The sequence below is a fragment of the Bacteroides sp. AN502(2024) genome, assembly GCF_041227145.1.
In the GTDB taxonomy this organism is placed as follows: domain Bacteria; phylum Bacteroidota; class Bacteroidia; order Bacteroidales; family Bacteroidaceae; genus Bacteroides.
Window position 1 is genome coordinate 2788400 of record NZ_JBGFSP010000003.1, and the last position, 18403, is coordinate 2806802.

An 18403-nucleotide genomic window follows, 5' to 3' on the forward strand; every position below is an offset into this window, starting at 1 on the left:
CTATTCTATTACTTTTTTGAATTTAAGCATTACTCCCTTGATCAGCAGAGGTATTGTTATTTTATATTTCTTTTTATGTCGTAAAAGGAAAAGCAACACAGACATGCTCGCACACGAAATTACAATAACATTGGCCTTAGCAAATTTTTCCTTGTGCTTATTTATGATCATGTTGCTTATTTGTTTATCACCGATAGAACTTACCAACTTACCCACTTCTTCCACAAAAAGATTGTTGGCTGTAAGTTTTTCCTTTATGTTTTTATTGTCCTGCCCCTTACCTGACAAATTAATATTACTTAAACGAAAGCTTACTAATGGTTTTATCGATGAAGCTATCCCTCCTGCCATTCCCAAACGATATATTGTCAAATGATCCGCACACATGGCTTTGGGCAGATTTGCGTATTCACCATGTCTGCGTATGAAATCAGTACGATACATAAACTCCGATATAGTTTGTTTACGCATGCCATTTCCCATATCAATCATGTAATTGATGGCGGATTCATATTCTGGTGAACTTGGATAGAAATCTAAGAGTTTTCCATTCTGGTCAATAGCCATAGCTCTTGAACGAAAAACGCCGACATCGGGATATTTAGAACTTAAACCCAACATCGTCTCTATAAATTCTGGAGCAAAAATATCGTCATCACAGAGCAGGCAGAAGAATTCTCCTTTGGCATAGCTAAGACACCGGTTCCAGTTCATGGCCGGATTCTCCATTCCCAGATTAGTTTCATTGATGTAATACCTGATACGGGAATCCTCATATCCGTTCACAATCTCAGATACCGGTTCCGGAGAAGCGTCATTGACAATGATCAATTCCCAATCAGAGAAAGTCTGTGCAAGTACGGAATCAATCGCTTGCCGCAGAAAGGAACTTTTGTAGGCAGGAATGGCTACACTAACCAATGGATATTCCAGCATATTTCTCTGTATTATTTTCTATTACAATTGTCTGATATCGAGCTATATATAACGAGGCTATGTAAAGCATGGACGCCCAGACAAAATATTCTCCTGCGGCACGGTAAGGGAAAATCAAAATAGAATTAACGGACGTACCGAACACAAAAAGCCGGATATATAGTGGTAGCATCCTGCCGTATTTAAGGACTATCAAATACACTGTATAGAAATAAAACAAAATCCACAACAATCCATAGTGGAACATCTCTCCAATAAAACCGATATCGTTGGAGTACAATCCTAATTTTGCCCATTTTTGTAAAAATTGTGGATGACCATAGCCAAATAGGAATGAAAACGGGCTACTGACTATTTTCTCCCAATAGAACTTTAAGGAGATTAAACGTATATTTTTTGCATTGCTTTCATTTAAAGTTCGTGTATAGAACTCACCGAACAAATCACTTATGAAGTATAGGGCTACCAATCCACAAGCAGTGATGATTGCAATAGCTTTCAATTTGGTGCTCGAATTACGGATAAACAAGAAAGAAAATGCCAAAGTGAATAGGGTTGCGAAGATGATTTGCCTTGTCAGATATAGATACATGGAGGCAAACAAAACAGAAAATAGAATTGCGTCTTTCCATCTAATCCGTACAAGTAATTTGTTCCAATAATAATAAAGACAAAACAGAGTGAACAGAACTCCTGGTAATCGAAAACGATATATGCCATTCCGGACTTCTGCCACCATACGGGACGATATTCTTTTTTCTTCATCATATATACCAAATATAGCCCCTTCAGGAAAAACAATCTGAAAAATCTGAATGCAAAACACGCAAAGGGCTATTACCAAAAATATCTCTATAATATCTTGCTCCTCCATATTATAGACGTAGAATATGTAATAGAAAAGAAATACAGAAATGCCAAAAATGTATTGTCGTTCATCATATAATGAATACCCCGTATTCAGAATGATCCTCATCAGGTTTCCGAGTAAAAATAGAATTATCAACATCCATAATTCTTTCTTCAACGGCATGTAAATGGTTGATAGCCTATTCCTATACAGAAATGTCCATCCAGCAATAAATGCGTAAATAAAATACGAGCACCAACCTGCGTATGTCGGATTCCAATTAATATATTTGAAACATTGTGTCGAAAAAAGGATGAACAATACGGTTAGGCATTTTACGAGTCCTGCATATGGACGATTTAATGTATGTATATTCCTTAATCCCATGCTGTTCATATATAAGGTCATACGTATAATTTGTAACCTGTCATGATATGTCATTAACTCTTTAAAAGCCCTTAGCTATCTGATGTACAGAAAGTATTTACATCTATCTCCTCCGGCAAAATAAAAGAGTCTGCTCCTTTTTTAAGATACTCATCAATCATGATGTCACTCCGCTGATTATTCATACACCTGACATTCTTCATGAGCATTTTTGCCGGAGAACCTGCAATTAAACTATATTCCGGAATTATACCCATATAATTCTTGCCTACCATAGAATAAGGTCCCGCCACAATTGTCCCTTTAGGAAGTTGGGTTCCTTTTTTTATGGTACACCAACCTCCAATCCAACAATTCTCGCCAATGATGATTGGGTTTACGTTTTTTTTAATTTCCCGAGTATCAGTTCTTATTACATAATGAAAATCAGTATCCATAAATACACTATTGTTGCCGACAAGGGTTGCACGCCCGAAGTACACATAATCAAAAGAAATGATGGTATTGTTATCTGCCACAAAAGTATTGTCTTCAAATACAATACGTGCATCTGACCTAACACTCAGGCTTATTCCTCTTCTCAGAACCACATTCTCACCGACTTCAACAGTTCCTCGAATTTCAATGAATGACTTACTATGCCAACTCCTAACATTATCCGAAAGACCGATTCTCAACAAACCTTTCTTAATCGGTGACAAAAAAACGATTTTCCCAGACAACGCCCCCAATTTGCACGGACCATAAATCAAAATAGGGAAATGTAACGCTTTTCTTAAGGGAAATAACAATAGATTAATAACAATTGTTTTAGTTACATTCACACGATTCTTTAAAGAAAGGGTAACCCATCTGTTATAGATTTTCCTCAACATATTTATTAATTTGAGTTTTCGCCAGTTATTAAGACTGATGGTTATCAAACAAAACTATTGTTTGGATATATTCAATACAAGGATGCGTATTTTATCTATCACAAATTGTCGCTCATTGGAATTGCAACCAATAAAATATGTGGCAAAAGCCGTACAGGCAACAGATAAAAAGCACAACAAAGCAAAGCCATAAAAACTTTCACTCAAATATCGTGTTACAAGAATTGGCAGCAAGGACGATATAATGGCTACTATAATCACATTCATATAAACTTTGCGCAAATATTCTCCAACAGGAAGTCCAATCATTCGACGAAGCATCAGCAAGTGCGCTACCAAACAACATTGAGAAATAAGAATAGCTACCACAATCACTATTTCAGGGAACATTCCGACTCGTAACAACAAATAAGAAACAGGCAGATTCATCATTTGCAATCCCCCCACAAGTCTCAGATAGTTACGGATATTTCCAGTGGCAAGCATGGCGGTAATGAGAGGCTGTGAAATTGATTCGCATAGACTAAATATCAAAACCAACTGTACGAACAACACAGCATGTTCCGGTACTGTATTTAGCCACAGGTTCAAAATGTAGTGCGTATTTACCAATACAGGCAATGAAACCAACAGCAACATATAAAACGACAGTCTTGCACCTTGAAATATTAAAGTCATCATGTATTTATGGTCGCCTGAGGCGTAAGACTTGGTTATTTGCGGATTCAGTGCCGTCAAAAAGTTGGTCATAAATGATTGAACAGCCGTATTCACCTGAAAAGCCACGCCACGCGCTGCATTCACTAAAGGACCGCAAAACAGATTGATGACTATATTTCCACCTTGATCTCGCAAAACTACTGAAGCCGCTCCTATAAGATTCCATCCTGCAAAGCCTGTCATCTGTCTCAACGTACTTTTATCAAAAACAGGTCGGAAAATACATTCAGAAAAATGCCGTTTGCAATATCGGCCATAGGCAAAACGCACAATCAAGGCAACTATGCACATAAGCAGGGCATAAAACACCAACTTATCTACCGGAGCAATGGTTATCAAAAAAGCTATTGCAAGTTTTCCCACAGCTTCCAATATACTTATATAAGCAAAGGCTGAGATTCTCTCATGTGCAATGATGCTTGCGTTATAAGGCAAACAAATAAAATTGATGATGAACGTAAGAATGGAAAACTGAAAAACCCAATTGGAAGCAACCATACGCGCATCCGGAATATTCATTTTAACATTCAGAAACCAAAGACCTACAGTTTCTGCCAATATCACGATGATTAAAGCAAAACCTAATTGGATAGTCAAGGAAGAAGAAAATATCAGATGGAGTCTTTCCTGATTACCTCGCCCTAATTCATAGGTAAAGAAACGTGTTATGGCAGCAGACAAAGAGCCGGACAGCATCGAGAACATAGCTACTACTCCACCCACTACATTATATATGCCGAAGTCTTCCACTCCCAGTGTATTCAAGACAATGCGGCTTGTATAAAGGGAGACCAACATGAGGAAAAACATCCGCACATATAGAATCAATGTGTTCTTGGCTATTCGTTTGCTCTTGCTTGAATTGTTATTCATTTACTGTAAACCTCTAATGTACAACCATGAGTAAGTACTCAATGCACTACTGTCCACGAAAATCCATTAACATATTCCGTAATGAGACATAAATATTGGAGTTAATCAGCTAAAAGTCATTCGAAGGTTTTGAACTGGCTACCTCTGTAATTACTTACAGATTATAAGCAAGGCTAAATTAAAGTAGTTGTGAATCAAGAGCGATACGTGTTCACTCTCTTCTTGTACTTGATAAGCCACTCATAATCAATACCTTCTTTATTGCAGTATTTCCTAAGACAGCGACCATTACAATCGATTTAGACCTTCCTGCCGTGGAGAAATGGAATACATCACCACGGCAAAGGTGAAACGCCTGTTCACGCTGATGTCCCGGATGGTGTCTTTCACACTGAACTTGACCGATCTCGGCAGGGAGATTGAAGCTCCGCACCAGACCGTGCTTCTTATGCTGTACTGGCTTCATCTGGCTGCACTGATTTACATGCTTTACAACGAAAAGAACAATCTGGGACAACTGAGCAAGCCGGAAAAGGTGTATCTGGAGAATGCGAACCTGCGATTTCCCCTGTCCGGTAATCCCGACACGGGCAATGTCAGGGAGACGTTCTTCGCCAACCAGCTGAAAGAGTCCCATGAAATTTCCTACTCTGGCACCGGAGATTTTCTGATAGACGGTCAGCACGTGTTCAAAGTGGGGGCAGGAACAAGACTTTCCGACAAATCAAAGACGTTCCCGACAGATACCTTGCCGTGGATGACCTGGAAATCGGGACGGGAAACCGGATTCCATTGTGGATGTTCGGATTGTTGTATTAGAGGCATTGCAAAAACCGTGTTCCGGGTATTTTATACTTGATTTTGCCTGTCAGACACGTTTGAAACATCTTTATGCCGTGTATGTCTGTGCCGGATAGGTCGTATAGTCCCTTTTGCGCCAGATAGTCCGCATTTTTCTGCGCTTCCTTGCCGTACAAGCTGGTTAGGGAAAAAAGGTTGAGCTGGAATCTTATGCCCATGTCTTTCAGGTTGCGGTAGGCATCCTTTTCCATGTAAGTGTACCGTTCGGGATGTGCAAGAACGGGATGGAAGCCTTTTGCCTTGATTTCTTCCAACAGGACATAGAAATTTTCCGGAGGGTTATGATAGGAAGTCTCCACCAGCAGCCTGTCGCCCCGTTCTCCGAACGGCAACAGGTCATTGTCATCGAGCCTTTGCCGGAAGAGATTGTCAAGCATGTACTCAGCACTCAGATTCAGTTCGATGTTCCCTTTGTAAGCGGCCCTCAATTCCTTGAAACGCTCTTTCAGATGTGCGGTCGTGTTCGGTATGTCCTCCATGATATGTGGTGTGAGCCAGATCTCTTTCACTCCGAGTCTTTCGTATAGGGCGAGTATCTCCAGCGCTTCATCCATCGTCTGTACACCGTCATCCACTCCCGGAAGAATATGATTGTGCCAGTCGGTGAACCCCTGAAAGACACTGCTATCGGCAAGCGAATATTTTTTCTTGAATGGCCACATTACTCCATAATCACGATATAATCCATTACGAAGCCGCAGAGACGGTTTCCCTTGATCGTTAATTTATCAGCTCCCGCTGCTTTGCAAAGTTCCGTTATCTGCTTTTTCGTCAGTAGATTGATTCTCCGGCTATCGATCGATGACCTGCTCAACCGGTTCAATATCCTGTCATACATCCTTTGTGGCAGCCAGTGCAGAAGGGGAAGCTGGGTATGCAGTTCGATTGGGAACCATTTGTTCGGAGTGGTGAAACAAACGACCTTGCATGTTCGTAGCAATTCGTTCAAAAAATGAAGCTGCGCTTTCCTTCCCCCTGCGACATGCTCTATTACGGCGTTTGACCAACCTATATCGAATTGTTTGTTCTCGAATGGAAAGTCTATGCCATCGTACAGAACAGCGTGTACCAATGGATAATTCCGGCAAAAAACGTCTTTTTCGTTTATGCCCAGCGCTGTTATCTGCTGTGGGTATGGGTAATGTTTCTCCAGATAGTTCATCGATGGGAAATCGCCATCCTCGTTGTTGAACCCCACATCCAGTACGGTAGTCTCGGAGGTAAATCGGACGTTGTTTTTGAAGTACCTGTATTTCCGAGTTCTGTTCCATAGACTTATTTTCTTGGCAATACTGTTCATATCGTAAATCGTTTCAGACTGTATTCTGCTCTTTGTCACCGTATCCGTACCGATACCCGTATTTATAGCCGTAACGGTATCCGTATCGGCCGGATTCATTTTCCGTTCCGTTCAGAATCACAGCCATATTTTTGAGTTTTTTCTGCGTGTAGAGACTCTCGACCTCGGAGAGCATGTTGCGCTCCAGCAATCCGGCACGCACCACGAAGAATGTTCTGTCCGCCACTTTTTCGAGGATTTGTGTGTCCGCCACGATATCGACGGGAGGGCAGTCTATAAAGATATAATCATAGTGAGACCTTATTTCTGCAATGAACCGCTCCAGACGCTCGCTGAAGAGCAGTTCCGTCGGATTGGGCGGAATCGTACCCACGGGAACGATGTCCGGCGTCCGGTATTCATCGTCTGCCTTACAAATGATCTCCTGCCACGAGGCGACACGCCCGGTCAGATAGTCGCTCAGTCCCGTGTCGGGAGTTCCCGCGTATGCGGAAAGCGAGGCATGACGCAGGTCGCCGTCGATAACCAACACTTTTTTGCCTTTGATGGCGAGACTCGCCGCAATGTTCATCGTAAGGAACGTTTTGCCGCTGCCCGGGTTGAATGAAGTGAGCAGAAACACCTCCGTACCGTTTCCCGCCATGAACTCCAAATTGGTGCGGAGCACGCGAAACGCTTCGTTCACGATATCCCGTTTCCCCTCTCTCACTACAATCTGCGTCTGTTCCGGCCGCTGACTGCCGGACAGCCGTAATGCTTTTGCAAACCATCTTTTATGCTTCATATTTCCCGTATACAGAGGTATCTCTCCGATAAACGGAACGGATAGTTTCCCCAAATCCTTGCGGCCACGGACTGTGGTGTTCAGGCTCCCGCGCACGTAGATGACCACGAGCGGTAGAAACAAGCCGATACATAAAGCAGCCAGCAGGATAAGTCTTTTCCGCGGCGCGATGGGTTTGAGATTGCCCATCGGCGGAGTCAATATACGGATGTTATAGGCCGTGAAAGCCTGTGACAGTTCGTTCTCCTCGCGCTTTTGCAGTAGGAATAGGTAGAGCGCTTCTTTCACCTTCTGCTGACGTCCGATGGTTTGTAGGTATTTCGTCTGATCGGGATTGGCAGCGATGCGTGCTGTGGTGCTACGTTCACTGCGTTCGAGTTCGCTCCTGCGAGTATCGAGCGACACGACCAGATTGTCGATGGAGGTGACGATGGCATTGCGCATGGCCGCCAGCGAATGGTCCAGATCGACGATCAGGGGGTTCTGCTCGCTGCTGTTGGCCGCCAAATTATTTCGGCGGAGCTGCAAGGCATTGTATTCGGAGATCTGAGTCTCGATGCTGGGACTTTCCAGTCCCGAGTTTGCCGGCAGCAACTGATTCCGGTTCCTGCCGCCAGTCAGGTAATCCCGAATATAACGGGCCATCGAGATCTGAGTGTCGAGCATCAGTATCTGGTTGCGAGCCTCCTGCGACTGTTCGAGATACAGATCCGAGACCTTCTCCGCGTCTGGCAGCAGGTTGGTACTTTTGTAGGAAGATATGTCCGTATCTACGTCACCCAGCTCGCGTTCCAATGCTCCCAGACGGTCGGTGATGAACATCGAGGTGCTGACTGTGATCTGGTTTTTGTCCCGGATCCACTCCTCGTTGTAAACTGAAATCAGCGTGTTGAGCATATCCTCTGCGCGGGCGATTGACACATCCTCGTAGGAGAGTTTGATTACGGTAGCATCCTCCAAATTGAGTTCCGCTTTCAATCGTTCTCGACAGTCGTCGGCGCAATCGTAGAGATTCGTTCGGAAAACATGGATTAGCGGATATTCCTCCTGCGCGGAGTAGGATAGAGCCGGTGTTATCGTAACCTTGCCCAACGGAGTAACGAGGGTATCGTTCAGCGATCCTGTTACTGTCTTGCTGTCGAATTCCCGTACCGAACTCTCGAAATCATCCAATTTGATTCGGCCTTTGGGCAGTAGACAAAGGGTAAACGCGGCGGACTCGTTGTCAGTCAGTTCGGGGAGACTGATCTCGACAGGCAGTTGCGGTCCGTATAGCGTCTTCTTATGGAAAAGACCGCTCGCCTTGCATTCGATATCCAGATGCAGCCGTTTGATCGTCTCCAGTATCGCCGCGGGTGTCTGCATGGCAAGCAATTCGTTGTTCACGTTGGCATTGGCTTGTGTCAATCCCATGTCGGCGAACAGTGAGGTTATGTCGCTGCCGATAGATCGGCCTTTGCTGTCCTCTTTGACCATCACTAAGGTCGAACGTGTGTAGACAGGCGGCGTGCAAAGGATATAAAATACAGCCGAACTCATGACGAGCAAAACCGAGATTACGAACCAGTGCCATTTGACGAGGCACAGGTAAAAGATATCTTTTACCGTCAGTGAGTTTTCCGAAGAGTCTTGTAATTGATGTAACGACAATTTGACGACATCGATCATATTGTTCTTGTCATCCATATCATATTATGAAAATTTGTTACTTGAAAATCAGCACGCTGATCGTAGCCAGTACGGATGCCAGTGACATCCAGAACGATGCGGAGCGCACGTTGTTGCCATTCACCGTGGATTGCCGCGCCCGAACATCGTTGGGCTCCACGTAAACTTGGTCGTTTTGGTGGAGATAGTATACCGGTGAGGCGGAAAGCGACTTGCTGTCGCAAAGATTTACTCGGTAATGGGTTTCCGTTCCATTTTCTCGACGGGTCACCAGCACGTTCTCCCGCTTGCCGTGGATGGTCAGGTCGCCAGCCATACTTAGGGCATCGAGCAGTGTCAGGTAGTCACGGTCGATGCTGAACCGCCCCGGACGGTTCACTTCGCCCATCACCGAGACGCCCATGTTCAGGAACTCGACGATCACCACGGCGTCTTTCACCTGGTTTTTCCTGACCAGCTCGTTCTTGATATAGGAGGCTATCTTCTCACGCTTCAGCCCCTCCACGTGCAGTTCACCCAATATGGGGAAATCTATGTTGCCGTTGGAATCGACCGTATAGCTCGATACCTGCTGGTTATAGTTGTAACTGTTGTTCATTGGCTGTCCGATACGATGTGCCATTATCGGCAGGTTGAACATGTCCGCCAGTTCTGGGTTCTTGCTGTTGACGACGATGGATATCTTGTCCCCGGGCTGTGCTGTGACCTGTACTGTAGCGACCTCCCTTCTCACGTCGGAGCGGACATCTTGCATGTAGGCTATCTTGTGTGAGGCAGAACATCCTCCCAATAGCAACACCATGCTTAACAAGAGGATACGTGTAATTTTCTTTTTTAACATGACATGCCGTTTAACGGTTTTGAACTCTTATTCTCTTTCTACTGATCGCAACAGCTTTTCCACGGCATCCTCCTTGCCGGGAGCAATGTCACGGCTGACCACACTGTCGGGAATATGGATAAACACGGAAACTATGTCACTGCCTTTCATTTTTTCAATGTCCGCCTCTTCAAGTCTGAAGGCTGCGTTATACCAGCGTCCGTCCGCCCATTCGCTGCAACAGACTCTTGGTCTTTCCGCTTTCAGTACCACGGAATCACCGTTGGTCAGCATGAATTTCACGCCCGGCCTGACGATGTGCATGGTAGAGTCGTTTTTCAGCACTTTGGCAAGCATCATGCAACGGTCGCTGTACTTGCTTATGCGGCACCGGAAAGTAATCTTTCCCGAATCACGCACTTTTTTCTTGGGAAGAAGGTCCACGGTGGCGGATTCCTTCACCCCGTGTTTGTCGGTCCGTACTTTCCGTGGAGTGCCGGCCGATATACATCCAATGTCTGCGAGCAGTAGACACAGGATGCAGATGATATGTCTCGTTCTTCTTTTCATCATATCAGTAAAGATTTTATTTGATGTACTTGATGGTAATTCGCGCGCAGCGGTTCAGTTTGGCCTTGAGCCCGCGTGTGCTCTTGTCGTCTACGCGGCCAATGGGTTCGGACAGGACATTGATAGAGAAATCCCCGTGGTTCAGTTCGCCGAACTTGCCGCTTTCCCGAAGCCACTTGATGGCGGAGAAGGCACGGTAGTGGGAAAGCGCCCTGTTGCGGTCCTGCCCGACCGCTTCCGCGTTCTCTCCGGTATAGTTGTCCTGGCTGGTGGCAAGACCTTCCGCCTGTACATGTATAATCTGACCGTTCTCCAGTATATCGCGGATGGTGTCCACCGCCTGCCTGTCGCTGAACTGGCTGATGTACCCCTCGTCACCTACCAGCGCCGCGTACACATCGGCAAAACTGTATAGGACTGTACCTTCTTCCAGCGGCATGTTCTCGCGTACCGTGGAAAGTCCGGCATGGGCGTTCAGCCCGTATGAGGTGGTCTCCTTGTAGTTGTCACGGCTCAGCAGGGTCTGGGTGCGTGTCTCGTTGTCGATACGGTAGCACCATGTCTTGTCTGCTTCGTAGATGGGTGCATAGTAGTACCCTGCCACGTCCTCGAATGCCTGCATGTCGTCGGCGTCCATTTCCAGTGAAAGCGGTCTGGAGGACATCTCGTAGCCACGTGCCACTCCTGTGGGGTTCTCCGTGAAAGTGGCCTTCTCCGTCGGCACGTTTTCGATCTTCAGCGAGCGCAGCGAAACTCCTGATTTCAGACGCGATGCCACGGCCGAATTGCTCTTGAATTTCTTCTGGGTGAAGATTCCGCCTGCCAGGTAATCCATAGAATGCACGTCAGCATCTGCCACGACCGGGGCATCGTTACGTCCGGAATAGTTGTTCGGATAAAACACGTAGAACGTGAAAGTCCGATACTCGGGACATTCCTGTACAACAGGAACTGGGGCGGGCACGTTGATGAAGTAGTTGATGTCGTCACCAGGTATGCAACGTTCCCAACCGCGCTGCTTGATGTAATAGGTGGCGCCGATGCTCACGCCGAGATTGTAGTCCCAGCGATGACCGGCAATGGGAGAAAGGTCGTAGTGGGTCTCGTAGAAACGCCCACGGAGCTTCACGTCAAGGGACCATGCCTTGGCCTTGGTGAAGAAACGGCTGTACTGTAGTTCCACGTTGCCATACCACTCGTTCTTGGGGCCATAGTAAGGTTTCCCCCATTTCTTGTTTTTCAGTTCCTTGTCATAATGATGCACGCCACCGATACCCAGTGAAAGGAGCAGCTGGTTGAAGCGTTCATTGGAATCGTACCCCTCCCATGCGTAAAGGATGCGCGAAATATTGAATACTACGTTTGCGTTGATGTCCCACCACTTGGTTTTCAGTTTCCAGTAAGGAGTGCCGTCAGCTTTCACCATGGGGGTGTTCTCGATGCCGACAGCATAAGGAGTCCATATTTCGGTAAATCCTCGTGAATTGCCCATGCCGAACTGTCCCTTGATACCGAAGCCTGGTGTGAACCACTTGCCGATACCGACTGTGAAATCCGGTGAAAGCGTCTCCTTGAACTTGCCGTTACCGCTCCAGTCGCCCCGGAATGTATGCACTCCTATATCCCCGTAAACCCACCAGTTGTCCCAAAAGCGGTTAGTCACCACGCGGTACTGGTCGTCAGTTGGCTGTAACTTGGGTACATAGTCCTTCGCCAGCAAGGAGTCGATCTTCATGAGCAGGGAGTCACGTTCTACCCGTCGCCACTGGATCTCGTCCAGGTTCTCAATCTGCGCGTACATGTTGCCTGTGACTAACATGCACAGAAATGTAAAGATGGTCTTTTTCATAAATAATTATTGTTGTTTTTAACTTATTGGCTACCTCATAAAGTCAAGAAGGGTTTTGATGAAGATATACATATCAAGCCCGAATGAGCGGTGGTCTATGTACCATAGGTCAAGTTTCACACGCCGCGCCATGTCTACATCCGCGGGAGTCTCGCCACGGTGCCCGAGAATCTGTGCCAATCCGGTAATGCCCGGTCTGACCGACAGTCGTCTCTTGTAATCCGGAATGCGGGATGAATATATCTCCGTATGGTAAAGCATATGCGGGCGGGGGCCGATGATGGACATGTCGCCTTTCAGAACGTTGATGAATTGTGGAAGCTCATCCAAGGACGAGTTTCGCAGGAAAATACCCATGCGTGTTATCCGACTGTCTCCGTTCACCGCCTGAAGGGTGTCGGCTTCATCGTTCACGACCATGGTACGGAATTTCAGGCAGGTAAAGGGTTTATTTCCCAGTCCGCTGCGCTGCTGCCTGAACAGGACCGGACCCTTGGAGGTCAGCTTGATGGCTATGCCGATGATGATATAGAACAAAGGGAATAAGGTGCAGATAAAGGCAAGTGAGACCGTTATGTCAAAAAAACGTTTCAGCATTGTTGTGTATCCGGGTGGCACCTTACCGGTTGTATATATTCCGGGCGGACCTCCACACCTACACTGAAAAAACCATTAAGTTTCACGAGCAGGCGTTTGACCTTGGAACCGCGTGTGGTGAGCAGGTGTCCCTCATAGCCGTCGAGAGGTCCGCCGATGATGCGGATCTCCTGTCCGAACATTTGGGGAGTAACTTCCTCCGGCAGATAGAACCGGGGATTTTTCGAGATGTTGACAGCGTGAATGAAACGTTTCATCTCTATGTCGGAGACGGTCATGGGGACACGGTACGTATTGTGCAGCCAGCGATATTGAAGCGTTGGTATTCTAGCTACGATCGGATCGAGATTCGTACGTGTATCGTACACGAAAAGCAAGTCCGGCACTAACGGGGTTTCCTCAATGACTTTTTTACCTTGTCGTATCACCAGCCGCTTTTTTATCGGGGTATATACCGTCATTTTCTTATCCTTTAGCAGCTTGTAAGCCGGACACTTAGCATTGGCTCGTTTCAGGTCGCGCATCGCAAACCATACAGCCTGGTCGTCACTTTCTTGAAATGCCATTGTTTCGGTTCAGGGCAATTCTATCAGTCCTGCAAGAATCTGTAATATATTACATATCAGGCAGTTATTGTTTATTTCTATAAAAGTTAGGGAAGCCTCCCCGCTTTTAAAATGTAGTCTTGTCATCATCCAAAACCAATATTTATCAATGCTTCTCTTTGTAAGAGAAGTTTGGTAATTTCGGGTAAATAATAACTTGTTGATAACCAGGGTTTAAGCACTGCATTAAAACATGTTTTAGCTCAACACCGATTGTGTAATTACACTTTTTATGCAAACAACTGAAAAAAAATAGGGTTGATTTTCATTGTCTTTTGAGGATTTTTTCGTACTTTTGTACTCTCGGAACTTCTCTTACAAAGAAAAATCTCAAATTTGTATAACAGGAATTTAGTGTATTAAAATATTGATATACAACCGCATAATTAATAAAACATAGACCGGTACAGCACAGAAAAACTTTTTCCCTTCTTGCTGCCTTCATTGTATAAACGTAGGTTCGTGTGTGACGAACTGCCTCTTGTGGAAACGCATGCAATAGTCAAGCAACATTTCGATATAGGAAATGATCAGGGACTGCTTTTATTATATCCGGAGTTTTTCAAAGACTGCCACGCTTATGACAAGGCTTTGCGCGGGTATCACAAACGTTCGCTCAGTGAAATAAGAATAAAACAGACGGGATGGATTGGCTAGAATTGAATAAGAATTGCTAACTTTGTGTTCTTGATTTACGCTTTATGAACATAGAAGAGTTTAGAGCCTACTGTCTCTCTTTTAAGGGAGTGCATGATAAAATGCCGTTTGAAAAAGCTACATCCGAGTATGACAGAAACCTGCTGGTCTTTTATGTAGCAGATAAATGGTTTTGTTTCGTGAATGTGGATGTTTTTGATTTCTGCAATATAAAGTGCATTCCGGAGCAGATAGAAGAATTGCAGGACAAATATGAAGGAGTGAAACCCGGTTATCACATGAATAAGAGGCATTGGATGAGTGTTTACTTTAATGAAGATGTGCCGGATAAGATGATCAGAGAACTGGTGAAAAAGTCGTATGATATTGTTGTCAGTTCCTTATCAAAGAAAGAGAAAGAAGAGCTGGGTGCAATGTAGAAAAAGAAGAACTGATCCGTCTGTTCTGCTTCTGTAACAATTTGACTGCTTACACACATTGGAAACAGCATAATGGACAGAAATGTAGGAATGAAGGAAACTTTGGTTGGTATATCGGTGATTTTTTTGTAATATTGCACAAAAATATTCATTTCTCGTCAAGAGAGCAAAACATAAAGTACATGAATCCATACGAAATCATTGATAAATATTATCCGAAGAATACGCAGCAGAGGCAAATCTTAGTAATACACAGTTTGTCAGTGTCCGGAAAAGCAATGAAAATGCTGGATGCTCATCCCGAACTACATTTAAACCGGAGTTTTGTGAAAGAAGCCGCTCTGTTGCATGATATTGGTATTTTTCAGACTGATGCTTCTACCATTCAGTGTTTTGGTATCCATCCTTACATTGCGCATGGGTATTTGGGAGCTGAAATTTTGCGGGCGGAAGGTTTTCCGCAACACGCACTGGTTTGTGAACGTCATACGGGAGCCGGACTTTCGTTAAAGGATATTATTGCTCAACAACTCCCTGTTCCCCATCGTGAGATGCTACCTGTCACCTTGGAAGAGCAATTGATTTGTTTTGCGGATAAATTCTTTTCTAAAACCCATTTGGATGAAGAGAAAACAGTAGAGAAAGCCCGGCAAAGTATTGCAAAATATGGTGAAGAAGGGCTAAGCCGCTTTGATAGATGGTGTTCTCTTTTTTTATAGCACTAAAAAATAATTAAATAACGGAGATTCTGACTCATATTTGGTGAAGTTTGTGTACTTTTGCCACTTCAAGCGTAAACTATTAGTTAATGGCGCCATTGAAAGCAAAAATACTTATATCGTTCATACTGCTGATTGTCTTACTGATGCTTCCCGACGAGGCTACGTCGCAGCGTCGAAGAAGAGGAATGATTGCCTCTAATACCGCACAAACGGATTCCCTCCAAGGAAATGATTCGTTGAAAGCAGATACGGTAACGGTACGCATTGATTCCATCGCACCGGTAAAAAAGAAACAACCACTTGATGCACCGGTTGTGTATGAATCTAACGACTCCACTGTCTTTACTTTAGGAGGAGCTGCCACACTTTATGGTAGCGGGAAAGTCAATTATCAGAATATTGAACTGGCGGCAGAAGTTATTTCAATGAATCTGGATAGTAGTACTGTGCATGCTTATGGTATCAAGGATACTACCGGAGTGGAAAAAGGTAAACCGGTATTTAAAGAAGGAGATACCTCTTATGATACGGAAACAATCCGATATAATTTCAAAACCAAAAAAGCGGGAATTACCGATATTGTCACCCAGCAGGGAGAAGGATATGTGACAGGAAGCAGGGCGAAGAAAGGAGCCAATGATGAAATTTTCATGGAGCATGGACGTTACACAACCTGCGACCATCATGAACATCCTCACTTCTATATGCAACTGACGAGAGCGAAAGTACGTCCTAAAAAGAATGTGGTAACAGGACCTGCCTATCTGGTGGTGGAAGATGTGCCTTTGCCGTTGGCAGTGCCATTCTTTTTCTTCCCGTTCTCCAGTAGCTACTCTTCCGGTTTCATTATGCCGACTTATATGGATGATTCGAGCCGCGGTTTCGGCTTGGCAGAAGGAGGGTATTACTTTGCCATCAGTGATATCATGGACTTGAAGATGACGGGAGATATCTTCACGAAGGGTTCGTGGAGATTATCCGGATTGACAAACTATAATAAACGATATAAATATTCCGGTACGCTCCAAGCGGACTATCAGGTCACCAAGACAGGGGATAAAGGGATGCCGGACTATGCAGTTGCCAAGGACTTCAAGGTAGTATGGAATCATCGTCAGGACGCTAAAGCCAGTCCGAACAGTACATTCTCCGCCAGTGTAAACTTCTCGACCAGTAGTTACGAACGTTCCAATATCAACAACCTTTATAATTCGCAGTTGTTGACTCAAAATACTAAAACATCCAGTATCAGCTATTCTCGTAGTTTCCCTGATATCGGTCTGACTTTATCCGGAACCACCAACATCGCACAGACGATGCGTGATTCTTCTATTGCAGTCACTTTGCCTGATTTGAATATTACATTAAGTCGTCTGTTCCCGTTCAAACGTAAGAAGGCGGCAGGAGCTGAACGCTGGTACGAAAAGATTTCCATTAGCTATACGGGACGTCTGACAAACAGTATCCGTACAAAAGATGACCGTCTGTTTAAAGCCGGACTAAGCGAATGGGAAAATGCAATGAATCATAACATTCCTATCAGTGCTACTTTTACGCTGTTTAAGTATTTGCAGGTTTCTCCTTCAGTCAATTATACGGAGCGTTGGTATACCCGTAAGATTAATCAGCAATATAACGAGGTGGATCATAAGTTGGAGGCGTTGCCGGGTGATACGCTGAACGGTTTCTACCGGGTATCCAATTATTCGGCCAGTTTGAGCTTGAGTACGAAACTGTACGGTATGTATAAACCTCTTTTCGCTAAAAAGAAGGAGATACAGATTCGTCACGTATTCACACCTCAGGTAAGTATTAGCGGTGCTCCGGGATTCAGCAAGTATTGGGAAGAATATACCGATTATAATGGCAATACGCAATATTATTCTCCTTTCACCGGCCAACCTTATGGCGTACCTTCGCGGGAAGGATCGGGAACGGTCAGCTTCTCTGTTTCTAATAACTTAGAGATGAAGTATTACGATGCAAAGAAGGATACGGTTAAAAAGGTTAGTCTGATTGATGAATTGGGAGCAAGCATGTCCTATAATATGGCTGCCAAAGAGAGACCTTGGAGTGATTTAAGCATGAACCTACGTTTGAAGCTGACTAAGAATTACACATTCAACATGAACGCGTCGTTCGCTACGTATGCTTATACATTCGATAAAAGTGGTAATGTAGTAACGAGTAACCGAACAGAATGGTCGTATGGTCGTTTCGGACGTTTCCAGGGATATGGATCTTCTTTCAACTATACTTTTAATAATGATACATGGAAGAAGTGGTTCGGTCCGAAAGAGAACGATGAAAAAGGGAAAGATAAGAAGAAGTCGGAGGATGGTGATGAGGAGGAATCTGACGGAATGGAAGGAGAGGGTGCTACGACTAAGAAAGTTGAGAAAGCGCAGGCCGATCCGGATGGTTATCAGGTTTTTAAGATGCCTTGGTCATTGAGCCTTAGCTACTCGTTTAATATTCGTGAGGACAGAACGAAGCCTATTAACCGTCACTCCATGCGATATCCTTATACTTATACGCATAATATCAATGCAAACGGAAATATAAAGATTTCTAATAACTGGTCGCTTTCGTTTAACTCGGGTTACGATTTTCAGGCAAAAGAGATTACCCAAACTTCTTGTACAATAACCCGTGACTTGCACTGTTTCAACTTGTCGGCCAGTCTTTCTCCTTTCGGACGTTGGAAATATTACAATGTTACGATTCGTGCGAATGCAAGTATCCTACAAGACTTGAAGTATGAGCAGAGAAGTCAGACGCAAAGTAACATTCAGTGGTATTAAAGAGGAAACGATAATGAATGTTTAGCGATAACATAAAGAGTCAGCGATAGGTGGTCATAAAAGAAAAATAATGAGCGGTGAACAAGAGACGCATTTATATTGCATT

General features: G+C 44.5%; 17 protein-coding genes. 5 read left to right on the forward strand and 12 right to left on the reverse strand.

What is annotated here, in order from left to right; genetic code table 11:
- From AB9N12_RS10840 to AB9N12_RS10855, 4 genes are all read right to left on the reverse strand, one after another.
- Entirely contained in the window at nt 1–936 is a 936-nt protein-coding gene (locus AB9N12_RS10840; protein WP_369892074.1) for a glycosyltransferase family 2 protein, read from the reverse strand.
- Nucleotides 937–1512: 576 nt separating this feature from the next.
- Nucleotides 1513–1704 carry a hypothetical protein gene (locus AB9N12_RS10845; RefSeq protein WP_369892075.1) on the reverse strand — a complete coding sequence of 64 codons (192 nt, stop codon included), beginning with the start codon at nt 1702–1704 and terminating at the stop codon, nt 1513–1515.
- Between the two features lie 540 nt (nt 1705–2244).
- Nucleotides 2245–2997 carry a hypothetical protein gene (locus tag AB9N12_RS10850; protein ID WP_369892077.1) on the reverse strand — a complete coding sequence of 251 codons (753 nt, stop codon included), beginning with the start codon at nt 2995–2997 and terminating at the stop codon, nt 2245–2247.
- A 105-nt stretch (nt 2998–3102) separates the two neighbouring features.
- Nucleotides 3103–4641, reverse strand: coding sequence for an MATE family efflux transporter (locus AB9N12_RS10855; protein ID WP_369892079.1), 1539 nt, complete (start codon nt 4639–4641; stop codon nt 3103–3105).
- A gap of 322 nt (nt 4642–4963) precedes the next feature.
- Between AB9N12_RS10855 and AB9N12_RS10860 the strand changes: the two genes are divergently transcribed.
- Nucleotides 4964–5500, forward strand: a complete 537-nt coding sequence (locus tag AB9N12_RS10860) for a hypothetical protein (RefSeq protein ID WP_369892080.1) — start codon at nt 4964–4966, stop codon at nt 5498–5500.
- Here the strand turns inward: AB9N12_RS10860 and AB9N12_RS10865 are convergent.
- Genes AB9N12_RS10865 through AB9N12_RS10900 form a run of 8 tightly spaced genes read right to left on the reverse strand, consistent with a single transcriptional unit; the run spans nt 5457 to nt 13656 of the window.
- On the reverse strand, nt 5457–6164 hold the full coding sequence (locus AB9N12_RS10865; protein WP_369892081.1) for a tyrosine-protein phosphatase: 708 nt from the start codon (nt 6162–6164) through the stop codon (nt 5457–5459). The genes AB9N12_RS10860 and AB9N12_RS10865 overlap by 44 nt on opposite strands.
- Nucleotides 6164–6901 carry an SAM-dependent methyltransferase gene (locus AB9N12_RS10870; protein WP_369892082.1) on the reverse strand — a complete coding sequence of 246 codons (738 nt, stop codon included), beginning with the start codon at nt 6899–6901 and terminating at the stop codon, nt 6164–6166. Before AB9N12_RS10870 ends, AB9N12_RS10865 begins: the two co-directional genes overlap by 1 nt.
- A complete protein-coding gene (locus AB9N12_RS10875) occupies nt 6816–9254 on the reverse strand; it encodes a GumC family protein (RefSeq protein ID WP_369892865.1) in 2439 nt (812 codons plus the stop codon). The genes AB9N12_RS10870 and AB9N12_RS10875 overlap by 86 nt, the downstream gene beginning before the upstream one ends.
- Nucleotides 9255–9291: 37 nt before the next feature.
- Nucleotides 9292–10095, reverse strand: a complete 804-nt coding sequence (locus AB9N12_RS10880; protein ID WP_369892083.1) for a polysaccharide biosynthesis/export family protein — start codon at nt 10093–10095, stop codon at nt 9292–9294.
- A 27-nt stretch (nt 10096–10122) separates the two neighbouring features.
- Nucleotides 10123–10647: a hypothetical protein gene (locus AB9N12_RS10885; protein ID WP_369892084.1), complete on the reverse strand. Its 525-nt coding sequence runs from the start codon at nt 10645–10647 to the stop codon at nt 10123–10125.
- A 13-nt stretch (nt 10648–10660) separates the two neighbouring features.
- The gene (locus tag AB9N12_RS10890) at nt 10661–12493 is read right to left on the reverse strand and encodes a hypothetical protein (protein WP_369892085.1); all 1833 of its coding nucleotides are present in this window, start codon (nt 12491–12493) and stop codon (nt 10661–10663) included.
- Between the two features lie 30 nt (nt 12494–12523).
- The gene (locus AB9N12_RS10895) at nt 12524–13090 is read right to left on the reverse strand and encodes a sugar transferase (RefSeq protein ID WP_369892086.1); all 567 of its coding nucleotides are present in this window, start codon (nt 13088–13090) and stop codon (nt 12524–12526) included.
- Entirely contained in the window at nt 13084–13656 is a 573-nt protein-coding gene (locus AB9N12_RS10900) for a UpxY family transcription antiterminator (RefSeq protein WP_369892087.1), read from the reverse strand. The genes AB9N12_RS10895 and AB9N12_RS10900 overlap by 7 nt, the downstream gene beginning before the upstream one ends.
- 501 nt (nt 13657–14157) lie before the next feature.
- Here AB9N12_RS10900 and AB9N12_RS10905 point away from each other — a divergent pair.
- The 4 genes from AB9N12_RS10905 (at nt 14158) to AB9N12_RS10920 (ending at nt 18297) form a co-directional block, all read left to right on the forward strand.
- Nucleotides 14158–14352 carry a hypothetical protein gene (locus AB9N12_RS10905; protein WP_369892088.1) on the forward strand — a complete coding sequence of 65 codons (195 nt, stop codon included), beginning with the start codon at nt 14158–14160 and terminating at the stop codon, nt 14350–14352.
- A gap of 44 nt (nt 14353–14396) precedes the next feature.
- Nucleotides 14397–14771 carry an MmcQ/YjbR family DNA-binding protein gene (locus AB9N12_RS10910; protein WP_369892089.1) on the forward strand — a complete coding sequence of 125 codons (375 nt, stop codon included), beginning with the start codon at nt 14397–14399 and terminating at the stop codon, nt 14769–14771.
- Nucleotides 14772–14953: 182 nt separating this feature from the next.
- Complete coding sequence (locus tag AB9N12_RS10915) at nt 14954–15490, forward strand: HDIG domain-containing metalloprotein (RefSeq protein ID WP_369892090.1); 537 nt, start codon at nt 14954–14956, stop codon at nt 15488–15490.
- Between the two features lie 89 nt (nt 15491–15579).
- Nucleotides 15580–18297 carry a putative LPS assembly protein LptD gene (locus tag AB9N12_RS10920; protein ID WP_369892091.1) on the forward strand — a complete coding sequence of 906 codons (2718 nt, stop codon included), beginning with the start codon at nt 15580–15582 and terminating at the stop codon, nt 18295–18297.
- Nucleotides 18298–18403: the final 106 nt, after the last annotated feature.

What these genes read in the sequence shown, in the direction of transcription:
- AB9N12_RS10840 (WP_369892074.1), bottom strand. Translation starts at nt 936, where the DNA reads ATGCTGGAATATCCATTGGTTAGTGTAGCCATTCCTGCCTACAAAAGT.
- AB9N12_RS10890 (WP_369892085.1), bottom strand. Translation starts at nt 12,493, where the DNA reads ATGAAAAAGACCATCTTTACATTTCTGTGCATGTTAGTCACAGGCAAC.
- AB9N12_RS10885 (WP_369892084.1), bottom strand. Translation starts at nt 10,647, where the DNA reads ATGATGAAAAGAAGAACGAGACATATCATCTGCATCCTGTGTCTACTG.
- AB9N12_RS10855 (WP_369892079.1), bottom strand. Translation starts at nt 4,641, where the DNA reads ATGAATAACAATTCAAGCAAGAGCAAACGAATAGCCAAGAACACATTG.
- AB9N12_RS10845 (WP_369892075.1), bottom strand. Translation starts at nt 1,704, where the DNA reads ATGATGAAGAAAAAAGAATATCGTCCCGTATGGTGGCAGAAGTCCGGA.
- AB9N12_RS10910 (WP_369892089.1), top strand. Translation starts at nt 14,397, where the DNA reads ATGAACATAGAAGAGTTTAGAGCCTACTGTCTCTCTTTTAAGGGAGTG.
- AB9N12_RS10915 (WP_369892090.1), top strand. Translation starts at nt 14,954, where the DNA reads ATGAATCCATACGAAATCATTGATAAATATTATCCGAAGAATACGCAG.
- AB9N12_RS10870 (WP_369892082.1), bottom strand. Translation starts at nt 6,901, where the DNA reads ATGAATCCGGCCGATACGGATACCGTTACGGCTATAAATACGGGTATC.
- AB9N12_RS10875 (WP_369892865.1), bottom strand. Translation starts at nt 9,254, where the DNA reads ATGATCGATGTCGTCAAATTGTCGTTACATCAATTACAAGACTCTTCG.
- AB9N12_RS10860 (WP_369892080.1), top strand. Translation starts at nt 4,964, where the DNA reads ATGGAATACATCACCACGGCAAAGGTGAAACGCCTGTTCACGCTGATG.
- AB9N12_RS10900 (WP_369892087.1), bottom strand. Translation starts at nt 13,656, where the DNA reads ATGGCATTTCAAGAAAGTGACGACCAGGCTGTATGGTTTGCGATGCGC.
- AB9N12_RS10920 (WP_369892091.1), top strand. Translation starts at nt 15,580, where the DNA reads ATGGCGCCATTGAAAGCAAAAATACTTATATCGTTCATACTGCTGATT.
- AB9N12_RS10865 (WP_369892081.1), bottom strand. Translation starts at nt 6,164, where the DNA reads ATGTGGCCATTCAAGAAAAAATATTCGCTTGCCGATAGCAGTGTCTTT.
- AB9N12_RS10895 (WP_369892086.1), bottom strand. Translation starts at nt 13,090, where the DNA reads ATGCTGAAACGTTTTTTTGACATAACGGTCTCACTTGCCTTTATCTGC.
- AB9N12_RS10880 (WP_369892083.1), bottom strand. Translation starts at nt 10,095, where the DNA reads ATGTTAAAAAAGAAAATTACACGTATCCTCTTGTTAAGCATGGTGTTG.